This window comes from Shewanella xiamenensis (genome assembly GCF_024971755.1).
GTDB lineage: Bacteria > Pseudomonadota > Gammaproteobacteria > Enterobacterales > Shewanellaceae > Shewanella > Shewanella xiamenensis.
The window spans coordinates 471,438-489,540 of sequence record NZ_CP079718.1 but is presented as its reverse complement, the minus strand read 5'-3'; the positions used below and the strand labels follow the sequence as shown (position 1 = coordinate 489,540).

The window sequence follows — 18,103 nt, the reverse complement described above, 5'->3', positions numbered from 1 at the left end:
TGACCAATAAACAGCCCAGAACACTGACGTATTCTGGGCTGTTTTATTAAAGCAAACTTACAGAATAAACGTCGCGACCTGCGCATTAAGATCATTAGCACGCGCCTTTAATGCCTGAGCTTGGGTCAGATCCGACTTCGCTGCTTCGGTAATTTCGTCGGTCACATCCTTAATGGCCACCGTATTTTGAGTGATTTCACCCGTTACTTGGGTTTGCTCTTCAGCTGCGGTCGCAATTTGGCCTGCCATATCCGAAATCACATGTACGGCTTGAGTAATCTCCTCCAGCGCCTTCGCTGCGGCATTAGCATCTTCAACACTATGACCCGCTAACACTTGGCTGCTTTCCATCAAACTCACCGCCTTCGCCGTTGTACGTTGCAGAGTTTCAATGGTCGCATGTACTTCTTGGGTCGAATCTTGTGTTCGGCGTGATAACACCCGCACTTCATCGGCCACCACCGCAAAGCCACGGCCCTGCTCACCCGCACGGGCAGCCTCAATCGCCGCATTAAGGGCTAACAGGTTAGTCTGCTCAGCAATCCCTTGAATTGTCGCTAAAATGCTAGAAATCGACTGAGCGTGACGACTTAAATCTTCAATGACCTCAGTTGCTTGAGTGACTTCATCCGCTAAAGAATTAATCGAACTACGGGTCTTATTAACTAACTCTTTCCCTTGGAAGCTGCTCGCTGCTGATTGCTGCGCAGCTGTAGCGGTATTTTCCGCATTCGCGGCAATTTCATTAGTAGCACTTGCCATTTCGGTTACTGCGGTCGCGACCATGGCAACTTCTTGTTGCTGGCGCTGTAATTCGGCCACGGCAATATGGTTAGTTTTGAGGCTACGCTCTGCGTCCGCATCCAGTTCACTGGCCAACTGACGAATATGGCTGATGAGCTGATGCTGACTGCCGACAAATCGATTAAAGCTGTCGGCCAGTACGCCCACTTCATCTTGCGTATCAACCTCAATACGTTGGGTTAAATCGCCATTACCATCGGCAATACGCGCTAGCGCCTGCGATACACGTCCAAGCGGACCTAGCAATAGATTCACCAACCAAGAAATGGCCAATACGCTCAGTAATAGCATTACGGCCGACAGCCCCAATTGGGTCAGCAGTAAATTGGTTAATGGCGCCTCAAGCGTCTCTTTGTCCAGTACTATCACTAATTCCCAATCGGTATTGGGAATATCGACACCCCAAACTAACTTATCGCGGCCTTCGTTTTCGAAATACATTGGCAGCCATGTGCTGGACTGACGGCTCTGCTGGGGTAAATTATGATTAAGGTCGTTGTCGATATCGCTAACGGGTTTCATCGCTTTAGAGGCATCTTTGTAAGCGATGACAGTACCATCTTTGTGCAGCATGATTGCATGACCATTGGCTGGTAAGGTCATGCGATTGACACTTTCAACCAAACTTGCAATCGACAGGTCGCCCCCAACCACACCTTGTGAAACTGCCTGCGCCATAGTGACCACTAACACATTGTAAGCTACGTCAACATAAGGTTTGGTGAGAATAAGACCGCGCTCATTTATCGCTTGTTTATACCAAGGGCGCGCTCTCGGATCGTAACCCGTACGGTCTATGCTTGGATCGGAGTCCAGCATCTGCCCCGCTTGTGTACCGTAGTAAGTGAGTTGGAATCGCCCCGAAGCTTGCGCCTGCTGTAATGCGTTTAAACTGTCACCTTCAACTTTAACGGCTAACGCCCCTACGATATCCTGACGCCCAGCTAACCACTCTTGAATGCGCTCAGCCTGTTGATCACCCAGTCGCTGCACCTGCTCCAAACTATTTTGCAACAACAATGACTTTTGACTGGAATAACTTTGCCACGACAGCAAGCCAATCACGAGGGAAAGCGCAATCACGACCGAAATCAGGATCTTTTGTTTAAGCGAGTATGAGTTCATGTTGGTATCTACGGTTTTACAGCTTTGAAGGAAGAAGTGGTAAGATTGGCTGGCACTTACTGTAATAAATTTACAGTGTTAGCCAAAACCAATCAAAAATTCGGCTAAATTTTCGCACATGTTACAGCGCAAACAAAGAATCACTCGTCACCAAATTAATAAATAAGTAAGCAAAAACATAAAGATAACCAATTAAAACCTGAGCAACACCAAATAACAACCCAAAGTTCACATCAACCACAAACCACCAACAAACTAAAGTCATGGACGTAAAAGAACGTAAATTAACCCAAATTAACGTGACCCAATCCGTTTATTTATTGCACACTGAACGTCCATAACATTGGGGAAAGAGGCTTCTCTAACATAGCAATTTGGCCAAGCCCGTTATCAAATACTGGGCGACTCACCTTCAGCCTCACCCATTTTGATTAGGAGTCCTTATGATTTATCAACAATTTCAACAGAGCCCATTTCAGCCACGCATTTCAGGAGCACGGGCTTGGTTAGCGATGGCAATCAGTGTCAGTCTAATCTGTTTATCTCTGTTTTTATTACCTTTTGTGCTTTTATTTGGCGCAATTGCTCTAGGCTGCTTAGTGCTATTTAGTCGTATTTATGTAGCACGCCAATTGAGTAAGTTTAATCGTGAGCAAGCGCGCCGAGCGCAGGCACAAGCGAGCGAGGCGACTAGCCAAACGTCAACATTTAATCAAACCGCGAATGTTGTGCGTGAACCCCATGCAACTCAGTACCGAGGTCGTATCTTCGAACATCAAAAAGAGGAAGAGTAGCCCTAAGCGCTTAGCAGATCCTTGGCGCGATTAAGGGTATGAATTTCACCGGGATCTTGAGTGATCTTCAGTACAGTATCGATTTGTAAAACAAGCGATTGCCAAAGAGGCTCGATGATCTCAGCCTCTTTGCTATTGGCATGACGGCGCGCTAGATTTAGCAGCGCCGCAGAACCCACCACATCAATGCGCCCCAAAATACCGTCGGCCAATGCCATACTCAGCTCAATCATGGCAGGCACACTGTGAGCATATTTAATGACCTCACGCAGATAGCGCTCAGCCTGACTCACATCGCCACCCAAGCCACTTTCATCATTTAGCATATGTTGCGCACGGGTAAGCATGGCATCGAGCTGACCTTGCTCTGCCGCTTCGGCCATCCAATACTCACTCGCGATAGGATCTCGCTGACAACCATCACCATTGGCGAGCATTAAGGCCAAATGATATTGGGCATGGGGATAACCCGCCTGCGCCGCTTTACTTATAAAATGATAGGCTTGCGGTAAATCCTTGGTTTGATAGTAAAGCACACCTAAATTCGCCATGGCTTCGGTTTGCTCACCTTCGGCCGCCAGCTGTAAAAAGTGTTTCGCTTGGGCTAAATCCGGCTTAAATGACTCACTGCCCACTAGGTAGAAATAGCCAAGCAGCGCCATCGCATTGACCACGCCAGCCTCAGCCGCAGTAGCTATCGCAGCCTCGCCTTTAATGGCATCGGCCTCTCCCTGATAGCCATGGATTAAACTCACTCCATGCTCATAGAGGGCTTGCATATGGGTTGGGGCTGCAAGGGCAAACCAGTAGGCAGCCTTAGCAAAAGTATCACTGGCTTTTTGTGCGACAGCTTTTACTACTGGGCTATCGTCTTCAGTACCATAGTACTGATCGACGAGGGCAAGCTCCTGCTCCTTAAGCATTAATGCTTTGGTTTTAAAAGAGATCCCCACAAGATACTGCGCATTGGGATCATCCTCCATCACCGCGCGGTAACAGAGATCTTTAACCGTAATGGTATCGCTGGCTTGAAAGCGGTACGCAGGCGCCTCGCAGCCAACCACCTTGGGATACAGATGCTCGACTAAAGCGAGTACATCTTTAATGGCTTTTTGGGCCAAGGCGAGTAACTGCTCTTGGGTAAGATGATATTTCTCAGGGTGAGCACCACGGTTACCATCAGCGCGCAGGCGATGCAACGCTCTGGTGGTCTTCACATCGATCAGCCGTTTTTGATTTAACAGCTCAATACGATCATAGAGATTGGGGCTAGCAAAGGACACCGCTTTACTCTGCCCTAGCAAGTCAGTCAGCCTATGGGTAAAACTGCGAATATGCAGTAATGACTGAGTAGGCACATCCTGCACATAGTTTTTAGCATTGAGGTAATCATCAAGAAGCGAGGCCGAAAACCCTTGGATAAATTCACTATCCAGTAACTCAGCCTCAGTCCCCATAAATCCTTACCTCAAATTGAATTTGCTCAGTTGATATTATTCCGCAGTTGGCTTTTTAGACACCATATACAAACGGAACAATGCCAAGTTTACGAATAACCCAATAAACGCCATAAAGGTATCCGCGAGCAATTGCACAGGCAAGCCACCAAAAGATGCCGCTGCTGAAAGCTGGCTACCAACCACAGAAAGCGGTAAGTAAAGCATCAATAACGCAATGGTTTTTAACACAATCGGGCCACTAAAGCTAAAGCTTGCCTTAATCGCTTCCAGCGGAGTTAAACGCTCAACCACCACCATAAAGTTCACATAGGCTAGGCGAGCAAACAGATAAAAGCTAATAACGAGTCCCACTAACCACATAGGGCCAAACGCTGCAAATAGCATCACTGGCGCTAAAATGGCCAGTCCAGAGAATACGCCAGCTAAGAGTAAAGGTGGCACAAAGGGTAAACTGGCTTTCAGTACCATACCAGCTGATGGATTATGCCCTTGGGATCTCAGTTCTAAAAACAGCGTTAACGCCGCAATCAATACCGAGAAGAGCAGCAGAAGGAGCATCATAGCAATCATGTGTGATGCGCCAAACTGCGGGTTTTCCAGATCAACTTTGCTCATCTCTGTGCCAAGCCATAGCTGAATACCAACCTGCACTAATAACAGTGGCACCGTCAGCATGGCAAGCTGAGTGAGATGATTACGGAAAAAGTTATAAGCTTCGGTCAAAATTGCGGATAGTGACATGCGCCTTTCCAAAATAATTGAAGTAAATTAACACCGTGAATTGTCGCTAAGGATACCCAAAATCCCGCCCCAATGCACAACACAAATCACCTGAGTGAACCGTAAATCACAGAAAAGGGCTGCAACAAAAGTCTCAAAGCCGTTACACTGTCCACTTTATTGCGCGCAAACCGTCAAAGGATGCCACTCTATGAAACACACTTTCACACTCTCTATTCTGATTAGCGCCACACTTTTAGCCACTCCCACCAGTGCAAGCTGGTTAGATAACCTTGCAGGAACACCAGCAAAAACAGAGAAAGTGGCAACAGGTAGCGTCACCCAATCCAACGCATTAGTTGGCAGCGTGATGTCGCAACTCGGACTGAACCAAACCCAAGCCGAAGGCGGTTTAGGTAGTCTGTTAGGCCTAGCACAATCGAGTCTAGGTTCGAATGATTACACCAAACTAGCTGCCAGTATCCCTAATGCCGACAGCCTATTAGCCGCAGCACCTAAACTTGATGCGAACTCAGGCGTTTCTGGCCTGTTGTCTAAGGCTGGCAATATTGGCTCTTCTCTGCAAGGTAGCGCAATGGTGTTAGATGCCTTTGAAAAACTAGGTATTTCTAAAGAATTAGCCATGCCAATGATCAATATTGCCAAGTCTTATCTTGAGACAAATGGCGCCGAAGGCAGCTCTGATCTGCTGATGAAGGGTTTAAATACTCTGCTATAAATGTCGTCCCACCCTAAGCCTATGCTTAGGGTGAACTTTAACGTGAAAAATCACTCTATCTAGTTATTCCTTCTTGCCAGAGCAGTGCCACTTTATGATTGCGAAGCTGAAACGATTCCTTCAATCCCACACCCACGCCATCTCTCCAGAGGAGAAAGCCCACCAGCTAAAATTAGCGGCGGCGAGCATGTTGCTCGAAGTGGTATATGCCGATGAAACCCTCGCCGCAGAAGAAAGAGCACTATTGCCTAAGCTGCTGACAGAGACCCTATCGATGTCGGCGCAGGATGCTAATGATTTAATTGAAGAAGCCAAAAAAGCCCAAGGTAATGCCACCTCATTATTTGAGTTTACCAATACCATTAATGCCGAATTTAGCTTGGAGCAAAAACAGCAATTATTACTAGCCATGTGGCAATTAGCCTATGCCGATGGACAACTCTCCCAGTACGAAGATCAAATCATTCGCCGTACTGCTGATTTGCTGTATCTCAAACACAGCGAGCTTATTCAGATGCGTAATCAGGCCATCGAAGCCCAAGTGGCACGCTAAAAGCAAGCCATAAAAAAGCATGAATCGCAGTACTGCCATTCATGCTTTTGAATCAAGGTTGTAGATTGCCGTTTCCTGTTCCAGCTGGCTTAGGCAAGCGCCTTACCAATCTCAAAACCGACGCCTCTTAGCTCCGTTAACTTAGAACGAAGCCCACCCATTTCCATTTTTAAGCCTTTCTTAGTCGCAAGCTGCGATAGCCAACTGGTTTTATCGTCATCCTCAATAGTGTCCCAGTCTGCTAATACTTTGTGGGATAAACACAACAAAGCTGCCAATTTAGAAAATGGATTCGAATCCTTAGGATGATCTTGGTAGAGAATGCCTTGCACCAATGCTGGGGTAAATTTCCAATTTTGAGCCAACAAAGCACCAATATCGGGGGAATCATAACCGAGGAGTTCTCGCTCAAAAGCATGCTTATCTTTACCCTGTGCGACAGCTTCGTTAATTTTTTCAGCATCTTCAGGGGAAATTGCCGCAATCAATAAATCACCAATACGGTGAAGAATGCCGCAGGTAAAAGCCTCGTCGGGCTGAACGCCGCACCGTTTGGCCATCTCTTGATTGTAGAGTGCAATTTCGAAGGTTTGCCCCCAAAACTGCGCTAAATCAACACCATTGCATTTAGGCACCGCCCCCATCACGGCAGATGCTAATACTAAGGTACGCAAGGTTTGCATTCCAAGGCGTACTACGGCTTCATCAATACTGCCCACCTCGCGACTGTGGCCGTAATAGGCGCAGTTAGCTAATCTGAGTACCTTGGCACTGATCAGGGGATCATGGGACACCTTAGTCGCAATATTTTTTACTGTAGCGTTGTCGTCGTTAACGACATCAAGCAGTTCACTGATTGCTTTAGGTAAACGGGGCAACTCATCAACTCGACTCAGTAGCGCAGCAGAATCCATATTTATTCTCCTTCTAGATGAATGATCAAAATATAGAACACAAAATCTCGCCTCGCTCTTAAGCTTATGAACACTTATGAGTCGAATGTGCAGCTTTTCAGTCAGTATTCAGCAATCGCAATCTTAGTGAAAATTCAGCCCGCCAATCATAAGAATGCCTCTGCAACACAGCAAAAATCACAGCAATTCTCGCTTTGCGTTATAGGTAAATATATTAGACCTGCTCAATAATTAACCTTATTTGTAAATAAATATTTCAAATAATAAGCAATGGATGTTATAGATTAAATATTGTTCATCAATTGTAAGGAAGCACTATGGGCCAAAATGCACTTGTTAATCGCACCGGGATTATTATCGTTAGCGCACTGATCACCTTAGGTTTGTTCGTGTTTATGGCACAACTTATCCATAATCCACAGCCATTGAGCGGACAAACGTCAGATGCGCCGCAAATCAATATTTTGATGAGCGAGCGAACACCCATTCCTCCGAAGGAAAGTCGCCAACCCGAACCGCCAAAACCCATCCCAACCAGGGAGCGGGTCACAACGCCGGGCGAGAGTGCTGAAGTGGTCGAATTTAGCCCCCAGACTTTTACCCCAGAAATACCAACCCAAACGACATTCTTTAACCAATCGACTATCACCGCAGAGGCCTTACCCGTGGTGCAAGTGTCTCCTCGTTATCCGATTGAAGCAGCACAAAATGGTAAGGAAGGTTATGTGGTCGTAGGCTTTGATATTACTGCGGATGGTACGGTCAGCAATGTGCGCGTGCTCGATGCTAACCCGAAGCGAGTGTTTGATAAGGCGGCGCTTTCAGCAGTGCAAAACTGGAAATACAAACCTAAGTTTGATGCGGGCAAGGCCGTACCCCAATTAAATCAACAAGTACAACTCGATTTTAAACTGGATCAACAGATTTAAGACTCGCAGATCAGCACCCTTAAAACCTTGCGTGCTGATCTGTCATTATTTGAATGACATCGGGATTAAGCAACCTTGTTAACCGCCAAGGCCCGCTTACGACTAATATGGCTCTTTTGCCACCACAAGAATGGGGCGACAAATAGGATTAACGCAAATACATAGGCCATGCTAGCCCCAAGCGCGATACCTAACGCTAAGCAGAAGCCACAACCTAATACCACTAAAGGTAAGTTGCGACGGGGCAATAATTTAGCCGCAGCTAACATCGCCATTAAGTAGATCACGACGAACACCCCGTTACTCCAGGCAATAAGATGTTCGAGTTCCTGACCCGTGATGTGAGTCAGCACTATCACACTCGCCATCACGCCGAGTAAGGCCGCCAAGGCACGGATCGGCACACCATGACGATTCTTAACCGCAAAGCAGCGCGGTAAAATACCTTCGCAACTAAAACTCCATACAAGACGCGCGGCGCTGGCGGCATAGACGTTTACTGTGGCAAGGCCACTGGCAATTCCCAGCACCCCAATCACTTGTGCACCGTATCCCCCTAAAACCGCATCGAATACACCAATCATCGCCACGCTTTTGTCAGTTGGCACTAACAGTAAAATCAGTGTGCAGGCCACATAAATAATGCCTACCAACACAGTGCCCATCATCATGGCTGGGATCATATCCTGCTGTGGGCGACGAAAATCATCGGCAAGATGAGTCATGGCTTCTATCCCTAAAAAGCTCCAAAAAGCGATACCTGCGGCAATCATCATGGTAGAGATTTCTGGTGAGCCATAGCTGGCAAGTGAGGTTAAATGCCCAGGCTGAAGACTGCTTGCGCCAAAGAGCACCACCACAATGGCGACAACACAAAGGGTTAAGCCGAATTGTAGTTTGGCCGACACTTGAATGCCACGAAGATTGAGCAGGAACAAGCCAAAAATAACGAACACCTCAGCGCCCACCTTGGACCAGCCATCGAGGGGAATGAGTGCATTAACAAACTGGAAAGTCATCAAAATCGCAGCGGGCGCGCCCATCGGCACGACCAACAAAAAAATGAGTCCGATAGTACGGCCTGCGGTACGCCCAAAAGCCTTTTCCACAAAATAAGCGGGACCCGCAGCATGGGGAAAGACACTCGCCAGCCGCCCAAAAATCAGCGCCACCGGAATAATGGCTAAAGTGAGGAGTGACCAAGCGATAAGCGCACCAGCATGGGCCTTGTCGATTGTCATTTGCGGGAGAATAAACACCCCAGTGCCCAGCAAAGTGGTGGCCATCAAGCCTGCACCTTGCCAACGTCCTATAGTTCCGCTATGTGAGTTCATCTGTTAACATTCAATGGTTTTGAAGCCGTCAGTATAGTGAGATTTTACGCCGCAATCTGCCGTCAATTTCGGTGTTCTTAGTGGTAAACGCCAGCACAATGACGGTAAAAAGCACTATTTCAGGCAAAATGACGGTGTAACTCAAGGCCTTATACTGAGTTGTACTTTTAGGCAGCCTCACTTGTTATACCTATTTTTTTCGGAGTCCACGTTGGATAAGTTTGATACCGCCATCATCAATTGTTTGCGCCAAGATGCTCGCCAAAGCGTTTCCAGTATTGCAGAGCAGGTCAATCTTTCCCGTAGCGCGGTTGCCGAGCGGATAAAAAAACTAGAGCTAACTGGCGTGATCCGTGGCTATCAAGTATTGCTGAGCGAATCGCAAAAAGAGGGAGTGTCGGCCTACTTCGAAATCCAACATAAATGTCCCCGCTGCGCCGATGTGGTACACGTGTTCCATGCAATCCCCGAAGTAATTACCTGCCGTGGTATTTCCGGTGATATGGATTTGCTGGTGTATGTCCATGCCCCATCAATGCGCCGTCTTCATGAAATCCGCGAATATATCGATACTCACACAGATATCATCAAGATTAAAACCCATGTGGTGATGAGCGAGTGGATTAATAATACTGGCGAGTAATCTTGCGTGCCCCAAACAAGAAACGCCACCCCTAAGGAATAAAGGTGGCGAGGCCCTTGTGGAGGCAGGGCAAACAATACCTAAATATCAAATATGGCTTCCCTTCCCAATAACCTCCCTGTGACAGCAAATCGCGACAAGACAACGCACCTTTAATCACTTCAGCCAGCGTTATTAAAGGGAGTTAGCTCACGGTGCTTCCTTAGACACCGCTTCGCCATTCACCGTAATTCCTTCTTATCTATAACATTGAGCCAACCATGCTCAATCAAACGACCGTCATTTGCCCCGTGTAGAGAATAAAGTTACGCAGCAGTAGCACACCAATCAGACTTAAGCATGCGGTGCCTGCTACATAGGCCCACTTACGCTTTGACGTGGCTGTCATAAACAGGTTCATTGCCAAGGGGCCCGATAATCCGATCCCAACAATGCCAATCCAGAAAACCCATCCCCAGAAGCCATAACCTATCGCATTGAAAGCCGCAAATTTGCTTTGACCGCCTGACAACACTAAGCCCATAAAGAAGGTAAAAATCAGCACTATCTCCACCAAAATCAATGGGATTTCAACCTTATGGATAAAGTGAACTTCCTTGGCGTTAGGATTAGCATTAAGCAACACCCCACCCAGCAGAGAAAATGCCGCACCGGATGAGAGTCCCGAAGCCAAAAACAGCAGTGGCAATACGGGATTTTTCAACATCGGATAGCCGGGTAAAGCCGAGAGTAAAAAGCCAGTATAAGCCCCCAGCGCGAGGGAAAAGATCACCAATAAACCGGTAATCGTCGCCTCGAAGCGGCTAAGCCAAGCTGTCAACTTCAGCACTATGGGAAAGCGATTCTCACACCATGCATCAATGGGTTTACGGAATAACAAACCAATCCACATAAACATAAAGACTTGGTAGATGAGCAGGATCAACACACCCATCGACATCACAGACTTAGGATTGTAGAAGACTAATATCTTCCAAAAATCGAAGGGCTTAGTTAAGTCCAATACCAAGATGCCCAAACCCGCCATCACCGCCACGGGCGCCACAATACAGGCCGCCTGCACAAAGCCAGACTGGTAGGCATTATGTTTCAACACAAAATGCTTGAGTAACACCGCAAAGAACATGGCACCAGCAGATGCCCCCGCTAAAAACAGGTAAATTGCAATTGGCCAATGCCACACTAGCGTATCAAAATGTAGGGCGCTCATATTGCCACCTCCCCTGATTTAGCCACAATGCGGAACAGTTTTGGCCGAGTGCCGAGGTCGACCTTAGCCCTTTGGGTTGGGTTAGCCTTTAGCACTTGTACCACCTGAGAAGTGGGATCTTTTAAGTTGCCAAAGACCAATGCCTTAGTCGGGCAGGCCGCGACGCAGGCAGGTTGTTTACCTTGGGCGAGGTTTGTCTCACGGCAAAAATCGCATTTGTCCGCAGCGTGGGTAACAGGATTAATAAAACGAATTTTGTATGGGCAGGCTGCAATGCAATATTGGCAACCCACACACTTCCAAGCATCTACCGCCACAATGCCAGTCTCTTTATCGATAAAGGCGGCACCCGTTGGGCAAACATTGACGCAGGGCGCGTCTTCACAATGCTGGCAAGACTTACGACTGAAGTGATAAAACTGGTTCGGATATTCCCCATAGGGTCCAGTTTGCTCTATTTTTAATCGGGCAACACCCTCGGGCACTTGGTTGGTTTCACGGCAGGCAACTTCGCAAGCTCGACAGCCAATACACTTAGTTTCATCGTGGATCAGTGCGTATTTCACACTAGGTTCGGCTTTAGCCTCATTAGAGGCATTCACAGTAGCCAGTAATGTGCTACCCGATGCCCCTGCCAATAAGGCGCATGCTCCTTTGAGAAATCTTCTTTTTGAATTTTCCATAACCTTACTCCTGCTGGCCTGTATGGCAAGTACGGCACAGCTCACTACGAACCTTAGGCGCCATCTCTGCCATAGGATCGGTTGGGCTATGTAATTTATGGCAAGCGGCACAGGCCACTTTTTGGGCATGCACATTATGCGTCCACTCTTGGGAGCTGAGTTTGGCTGGCATATGGCATTTTTGGCACACCTTTAATTGCACAGCAGCTTCGGATGCCTCATTTAATCCAAAAACCACTAAATCATTTGGTTTTTTGGGATGATCACCTTTTTCACCATGACAGCTTGAACAGGTCATTTTCATGGCATCCTGGCCGTGATGCCCTAACATTTGACCATTACGCTTATGACACTTCATGCAAGCATCACTATTAATTTGCTTAGCGGGTTCAGCACTTGTTGCGGAAAAACTGAGCAGCAATGCCATTGCACCCAAGCGTAATGACCACAGCCATTGTCGTGTAGACATAGCGAGTCCTCATATCAATTCATTGGGAAATAAAGAGGAAGTCAGGGTTCGGAGAACTCCGAACCCGACGAGCGTGGTCAAACGGCTAGCGCTTGCTTGAGACTTGTTGCATCCCACTGTTTATGCTGATTCATTTCAATAAAACCAATATTGAATTTGCTGAATAGCTTTTTCATGGGTGAATTGATTTGCTTACCGGCGTCGCTGATCACCATTTTGACTTCTGAAGAATCATGGTCAATCAACACATAGTCGAGACGGCATTCATGGTTTAAATCAGCATCGTGCTGGTCCATGTCAAATACAGTGTCGAGTGGAACATTGCAGCAGACATCGTATTTGCCTTCAACGACAGTTTTTAATGATTTAAAAAAGTTGAAACTATCTTCATCAAATAACACTGGTTTGAGTTTCATTTCATGATGTGCAGCCTCCTCGGGATCCGCCCTAAAAAACTTAATGCAAGTCATGACAAACATTACAAACACAAATGGCACCGCTACGAATAGTACGAAGTACATAAACGCATAGCTGAGAATGACTGAAGTATTCATATACGCCTCCAATAACACAATTATATTTTTGTTTTCTCCTTTAAAGCACCTTCAGTATTATTGCAGACGGGATTTATTTTTTTGATCTGGATCACATGTTTAAATTCAAAATTAAACATAAACAACAAGTTAGGATACAGCACACATTGCTGTATAGCGTAAATCTAAAATGCACATATTGATAATAGTTAATTAAAAAAATGAAATTGGCGTAACTGAATATCAAAAATTAAAATTTCAAATTAGTTTAATAATATTTTTTGAAATATAAAAAATCAAATTCTAAACCTATTGTTACATATAGATAAATTTAAGGTGCAAAACTTGGGATGGATTTCACATTAAATTAAATTAATAACACCATAATTAGGTGTTCTTTAAAGTATTTACTCAATATTAAGGAATATAAAAAATGCATATTAGTAACATGGATGGCCTCGATATTCTGAGTTTAAAAATACTTGTTTCATTATATGAGAACAAGTCTGCAACCTATGTATCAAAGGCATTAGATATCCCAGCCCCCAAAATAAGTCGTAGCCTTAAAAACCTGCGAGAAGTATTTGGTGATGAACTTTTTATCCGTAAGAAATATGGCTTATTCCCCAATGAATTTGTCACGCACTTATACCCGATAGCGAAACAAACCATTGAATGTACGGAGAAGTTTCAAAAGGTACGAGCAGCCAATGTCAATCATGTTAAAACACATGTTGAGATTGCCGCCCCAGGCCTTATTGCCTATGCCTTCCCTAAAGCCTTAATGCAAGCTATCAAAGAAGAGCAAAAATCTATCCATATCAATATTACCCCTTGGTCACTGCATACCACGCAGGACATCATCAATGGTGATACCACCCTCGGTATTTGTTGCAATAAGAGTACCGCAGATGTCGCAGCCTATGGAGACAAGTTACAAACCACAACACTGCAACGTATGGGTAAGGTGTATCTTATTGCTAGTCGAAATCATCCCATTTTTAAGCGAGAAATTACCTTAGAGACGATTGCAGAGTATCCCTATGTCAATACTGATCTCGGTAATCCCAGTACTCGCCTTAGCCCATATCAAGAATTCTGTATAAAAAATGGTATAAAACTCAATACTGAAATTACCATTACCAGTATTTCTAGTTTGTTTGAATATTTAGGAGAGAGCCAAACTATTTCTTTATTACCCTACCGAGTGGTTTATGAAATGGTGGCAGAAATACCCGAACTGCATACCTGTCAATTATCACAACTTGAGGCAGAACGTTTATACGCCGACACCGAAGCTCCGACGATCTTCTTGGTGCAAAAGAATCAGCCCAATCGCGCTAGCGAAGAGCTGGCGTGGCTCAGTGAACAAATAAAGAAAATTGTTGATAGCATTATTTAGCGATAAAGACTTAACACGTTTTCATCTTATTATTCGAGGTGATAGGCATATTGTGCCTTAGCTTAGGCTCCACCTCACCGCTCCTCCGTGTCGTCCCAAGTTTTGTTAAGACGGGCATACATCTTAATCGTCAAACACGTTACACTAGGCCCATCTTTATCCTGATCGATCTTGCTATGCGAACCGAAAACACAGCCACACTTAATCTCATGTGGGGCGCACTGATTCTGGAAGAATTAGCACGTCTTGGTGTGCAGCATGTCTGCATGGCGCCAGGCTCACGCTCAACCCCGTTAACTCTTGCAGCAGCCCAGCAAACCAAGCTGAAACGTCATTTGCATTTCGATGAGCGCGGCTTAGGGTTTATGGCCCTCGGATTAGCCAAAGCCAGCTGCGCCCCCGTGGCAATTATCACCACCTCAGGCACGGCCGTCGCCAACCTGTATCCTGCGATAGTCGAAGCTTGGCTCACCCATGTGCCTTTGATTGTCTTAAGCGGTGACAGACCGCCAGAATTACTCGGTTGTGGCGCTAACCAAGCCATAGTGCAACCAGCCATTTTTGCCCATTATGCCCAACAGGTGAATCTCCCCACGCCGGATGTGCACATTGCACCGCAGATGTTGCTCACCACGCTTGATGAGGCCGTGGCCAATCAAACACGCCCTGTGCATATCAACTGTATGTACCGTGAGCCGCTATATCCGAGTGAATTAACTGCCACAATTCTCGATAGCGAATCGCCATACCTCAAGCCGCTGCAAACATGGCTGCAACAAGCACGTCCTTACACTCTTTATGGTAAGCGTGAACAATTAAGCAGCCCGAGCGAAGATGCCATTATGCGTTTCGTCCATGGTAAGGGCGTCATCATCGCCGGTACGCTCACGCCAGAGCAAGATCCACAGCAACTCATTGCGCTATCTCAAAAAATTGGCTGGCCGTTACTAACCGATGCTCAGTCCCAACTGCGACAACATCCGGCGGCGATTGGTAATATTGACCAACTACTGCAACATCCCAAGGCGCGCAATCTGTTACAAGAGGCTGACCGCGTGCTGGTGTTTGGTGGACGCTTATTGTCTAAGCGTTTGATTGCTTACCTTGCCGAACAAAACTGGCACAGTTACTGGCAAGTGCTGCCGCAGCAAGATAGGCTCGACCCAAGCCATAACGCTAAACACATTTGGCACGCCAACGCCGCCCAATTTGCATCGCTTAACTGGTATCGCTCTTCATCGGCGAATTGGGCTAATACCTTAGTTAGCTACAACGATGAATTGCATAGTTTATTCGTGCGCAATATTGATCAAGGTGAGTTTGGTGAAGCTCAGGTTATCCGCGCGATTGCCAATACACGACCACTGGAGCAGCAATTGTTTATCGGCAATAGCCTGCCGGTACGTTTGTACGATATGTACGCGCCAGTGAGCTGCTGCACTGCCACCACTTACACTAATCGCGGCGCCTCGGGGATCGATGGCTTACTGGCCACCGCCTGCGGTATTGCAGCGCACCAAGGTAAACCGACCAGCTTGATTATTGGGGATTTATCCCAGTTGCATGATCTCAACTCCTTTGCCATCGCCCGCAATTTAACCAGTCCGCTGGTGATCATTATCCTCAACAACGATGGCGGTAATATCTTTAATCTCTTGCCCGTCCCCAATGAGGAACTGCGCAGTGATTACTATCGGTTAAGCCATGGTCTGGAATTTGGTTATGCCGCCGCTATGTTTAATCTTCCTTATAACCAAGTGGATAACTTAGTCGACTTCCAAAATAGCTATAATGAAGCGCTGGATTATCAGGGTGCTTCTGTCATCGAAGTCACCGTTAGCCAACACCAAGCCAGCGAGCAGATCGCCGCGCTGAATTTATGGGTGAAACAAAGCTAATGCCGACCGTGGCCCGTTATGGAGAGACAGCACAGCCAAACTTGGTCCTGATCCATGGTTTTTTAGGATCGAAGGCCGATTGGCTACCGCTGATCCCTAAACTCAGCCAACATTTTCACTGCATCTGCCTCGATTTACCCGGCCACGGCGACAATCAACCAGAAATCGCATCGACGCTCACTGATGGCTTCGACTTTTGTGTCCAAGACATTATCAGCCGCCTCGATCGCCTCGGCATTGAAGCGTTTTACCTCTATGGGTATTCCCTCGGTGGCCGGATTGCCTTACATCTTGCCCAAGCTTATCCGCAGCGAGTGTTGAGTTTGTGGCTAGAATCCTGTCATCCCGGGCTGACAAATACCGAAGAACAAGCCGCGCGCAGCAAGAGCGACAACCTGTGGGCCAAACGGCTGCAAAGCTTGAGTAGCGTGGATTTTTTACAGCTTTGGTATCAACAGGCCGTGTTTGCCGATATGTCGGACAAGGCGCGCAATGCCTTGATAGCAAAGCGCGTGGCGCAGCTCGACCAACATCCCAATCACATACTCAAGCAAATCTTTTTGGCTACCTCACTTGCCCGCCAAGCTTCACTTTGGGATCTACCTGCAAGCCTTGCTTGCGAATGCCATTTTTTTTCCGGCAGCCAGGATGCTAAATTCACGGCGATCGCAAAGGACTGGCAAGCACAACAACCCATCATCTTGCATCAGATTGAACAGGCGGGGCATAACATACATCAAGCCAATCCTGCGGGATTACTCGCCTGTATAAGAAGTTTGTTCGTCGAACGCTTGACGTAGAGATACACGCAAACAGACCGCTTTTAAATCGATAAAGTGTTAAGGAAAATATGATCTTAACTTCACTTAGCTTGTATTTATATCGCCTGCCCTTAGACCGCTTTTTGCCTGTCGGTAAACAACGCATTGACTACAGAGCTGGCTTAGTACTACAGGCAAAAGCGCAAGCCGAAGGTGAAGTGCGTGAGCAGTATGTTGAAATCGCGCCACTCTCAGGGTTCGATATCGACCAACAGCCATTATTAGGCTTTAGCCGTGAAAGCCTCGATGAGGTTCAACAGGCCTTAGTGGCGCTATTACCCAAGCTGCAAAACCAATCAATTGATTGCTTGCTCGAGCAGGCCGAAGCGAGTTCCTATCCGTCCATTGCCTTTGGCTTAAGCCTGCTACATGCCAAACTCAGCGGAAAACTCGATACGGTGCGCCCAGTTACCACCACAGTGCCGTTGATTTACCAGCCAACAGATGCGCCCAAAGCCGAGTTGATAGCTAAAATCGCCAAGCTCGATACTAGCGTTAAAGTGAAGGTTGCACAAACCTCCATGGAAGATGAGTTGAGTTTGATTTATGGCATCTTAAGCCAAAGGCCGGAACTTAAGCTGCGCTTAGATGCCAACCGTGGATTTAGCTTAGAACAGGCTCTCGACTTTGCCGCTTGCTTGCCACTGGATAGCATTGAATATATTGAAGAACCTTGCCAACAGCCGCAGGATAATCACACTCTGCATCGCGCCATTCCTCTGCCCTATGCCCTAGATGAATCCCTCAATGACCCGGATTATCAATTTGTGATGCAGGAGGGATTAACGGCATTAGTCATCAAACCCATGCTACTGGGCAGTATTGAAAAACTTCAGTGCCTTATCGACGAGGCGAGCAGCCATGGTGTGCGCTGTATCTTAAGTTCAAGCCTTGAGGCCAGCTTAGGTATCAATGATTTGGCCCATTTAGCCGCCATACTGACGCCCGATGAAATTCCTGGGCTCGATACGTTAGCCGCCTTTAGCCAAGACTTAATCGTACCAAGCGGCAAGCCCCAAACTCTTACGTTTAAATGCCTTAAACTTGTCGCCAGTACGCAGCAGGATTAATT

General features: G+C 46.8%; 18 protein-coding genes. 9 read left to right on the top strand and 9 right to left on the bottom strand.

All coding sequences use genetic code 11. The features are described 5' to 3' along the window. Window positions 1-57: 57 nt before the first annotated feature. Window positions 58-1,929 (bottom strand): methyl-accepting chemotaxis protein, encoded by a 1,872-nt coding sequence (locus tag KXJ80_RS03260; RefSeq protein WP_055647304.1) that lies wholly within the window; start codon window positions 1,927-1,929, stop codon window positions 58-60. 443 nt (window positions 1,930-2,372) lie between these two features. Here KXJ80_RS03260 and KXJ80_RS03255 point away from each other — a divergent pair, with 443 nt between their 5' ends. Then, on the top strand, window positions 2,373-2,723 hold the full coding sequence (locus KXJ80_RS03255; protein WP_037426678.1) for a hypothetical protein: 351 nt from the start codon (window positions 2,373-2,375) through the stop codon (window positions 2,721-2,723). Between the two features lie 2 nt (window positions 2,724-2,725). On the opposite strand, the gene KXJ80_RS03250 is transcribed toward KXJ80_RS03255, so the two are convergent. Both KXJ80_RS03250 and KXJ80_RS03245 read right to left on the bottom strand, forming a co-directional pair. Continuing rightward, the gene (locus KXJ80_RS03250) at window positions 2,726-4,180 is read right to left on the bottom strand and encodes a DUF4145 domain-containing protein (RefSeq protein ID WP_218737812.1); all 1,455 of its coding nucleotides are present in this window, start codon (window positions 4,178-4,180) and stop codon (window positions 2,726-2,728) included. Between the two features lie 36 nt (window positions 4,181-4,216). Next, entirely contained in the window at window positions 4,217-4,924 is a 708-nt protein-coding gene (locus KXJ80_RS03245; RefSeq protein WP_037423577.1) for a hypothetical protein, read from the bottom strand. A 190-nt stretch (window positions 4,925-5,114) separates the two neighbouring features. Between KXJ80_RS03245 and KXJ80_RS03240 the strand changes: the two genes are divergently transcribed. Further along, window positions 5,115-5,642 (top strand): DUF2780 domain-containing protein, encoded by a 528-nt coding sequence (locus KXJ80_RS03240; protein WP_037423580.1) that lies wholly within the window; start codon window positions 5,115-5,117, stop codon window positions 5,640-5,642. Between the two features lie 94 nt (window positions 5,643-5,736). Next, complete coding sequence (locus KXJ80_RS03235) at window positions 5,737-6,195, top strand: tellurite resistance TerB family protein (RefSeq protein ID WP_037423583.1); 459 nt, start codon at window positions 5,737-5,739, stop codon at window positions 6,193-6,195. Between the two features lie 89 nt (window positions 6,196-6,284). On the opposite strand, the gene KXJ80_RS03230 is transcribed toward KXJ80_RS03235, so the two are convergent. Then, window positions 6,285-7,109: an HDOD domain-containing protein gene (locus KXJ80_RS03230; RefSeq protein ID WP_037423586.1), complete on the bottom strand. Its 825-nt coding sequence runs from the start codon at window positions 7,107-7,109 to the stop codon at window positions 6,285-6,287. A 317-nt stretch (window positions 7,110-7,426) separates the two neighbouring features. Here KXJ80_RS03230 and KXJ80_RS03225 point away from each other — a divergent pair, with 317 nt between their 5' ends. Continuing rightward, window positions 7,427-8,038 carry an energy transducer TonB gene (locus tag KXJ80_RS03225; protein ID WP_218737811.1) on the top strand — a complete coding sequence of 204 codons (612 nt, stop codon included), beginning with the start codon at window positions 7,427-7,429 and terminating at the stop codon, window positions 8,036-8,038. 65 nt (window positions 8,039-8,103) lie between these two features. On the opposite strand, the gene yjeH is transcribed toward KXJ80_RS03225, so the two are convergent. Next, the gene (gene yjeH / locus KXJ80_RS03220) at window positions 8,104-9,372 is read right to left on the bottom strand and encodes an L-methionine/branched-chain amino acid transporter (protein WP_218737810.1); all 1,269 of its coding nucleotides are present in this window, start codon (window positions 9,370-9,372) and stop codon (window positions 8,104-8,106) included. A 211-nt stretch (window positions 9,373-9,583) separates the two neighbouring features. On the opposite strand from yjeH, the gene KXJ80_RS03215 reads away from it, so the two are divergent. After that, complete coding sequence (locus tag KXJ80_RS03215; RefSeq protein WP_037426668.1) at window positions 9,584-10,015, top strand: Lrp/AsnC family transcriptional regulator; 432 nt, start codon at window positions 9,584-9,586, stop codon at window positions 10,013-10,015. Window positions 10,016-10,283: 268 nt separating this feature from the next. Here KXJ80_RS03215 and nrfD read toward each other — a convergent pair whose 3' ends face one another. From nrfD to KXJ80_RS03195, 4 genes are all read right to left on the bottom strand, one after another. After that, the gene (gene nrfD, locus KXJ80_RS03210; RefSeq protein ID WP_037423597.1) at window positions 10,284-11,225 is read right to left on the bottom strand and encodes a cytochrome c nitrite reductase subunit NrfD; all 942 of its coding nucleotides are present in this window, start codon (window positions 11,223-11,225) and stop codon (window positions 10,284-10,286) included. Beyond that, window positions 11,222-11,908 (bottom strand): 4Fe-4S dicluster domain-containing protein, encoded by a 687-nt coding sequence (locus KXJ80_RS03205; RefSeq protein ID WP_047537960.1) that lies wholly within the window; start codon window positions 11,906-11,908, stop codon window positions 11,222-11,224. Before KXJ80_RS03205 ends, nrfD begins: the two co-directional genes overlap by 4 nt. 4 nt (window positions 11,909-11,912) lie before the next feature. Next, window positions 11,913-12,377 (bottom strand): nitrite reductase, encoded by a 465-nt coding sequence (locus tag KXJ80_RS03200; RefSeq protein WP_218737809.1) that lies wholly within the window; start codon window positions 12,375-12,377, stop codon window positions 11,913-11,915. Between the two features lie 77 nt (window positions 12,378-12,454). Then, window positions 12,455-12,931: a DUF2726 domain-containing protein gene (locus KXJ80_RS03195; protein WP_037423607.1), complete on the bottom strand. Its 477-nt coding sequence runs from the start codon at window positions 12,929-12,931 to the stop codon at window positions 12,455-12,457. 412 nt (window positions 12,932-13,343) lie between these two features. Between KXJ80_RS03195 and KXJ80_RS03190 the strand changes: the two genes are divergently transcribed. From KXJ80_RS03190 to menC, 4 genes are all read left to right on the top strand, one after another. After that, entirely contained in the window at window positions 13,344-14,312 is a 969-nt protein-coding gene (locus KXJ80_RS03190) for a LysR substrate-binding domain-containing protein (protein WP_037423608.1), read from the top strand. Window positions 14,313-14,488: 176 nt separating this feature from the next. Then, window positions 14,489-16,210, top strand: coding sequence for a 2-succinyl-5-enolpyruvyl-6-hydroxy-3-cyclohexene-1-carboxylic-acid synthase (gene menD / locus KXJ80_RS03185; RefSeq protein ID WP_218737808.1), 1,722 nt, complete (start codon window positions 14,489-14,491; stop codon window positions 16,208-16,210). Next, a complete protein-coding gene (gene menH, locus KXJ80_RS03180) occupies window positions 16,210-17,010 on the top strand; it encodes a 2-succinyl-6-hydroxy-2,4-cyclohexadiene-1-carboxylate synthase (RefSeq protein WP_218737807.1) in 801 nt (266 codons plus the stop codon). The genes menD and menH overlap by 1 nt, the downstream gene beginning before the upstream one ends. A 50-nt stretch (window positions 17,011-17,060) precedes the next feature. Next, window positions 17,061-18,101, top strand: coding sequence for an o-succinylbenzoate synthase (menC, locus tag KXJ80_RS03175; RefSeq protein WP_218737806.1), 1,041 nt, complete (start codon window positions 17,061-17,063; stop codon window positions 18,099-18,101). Window positions 18,102-18,103: the final 2 nt, after the last annotated feature.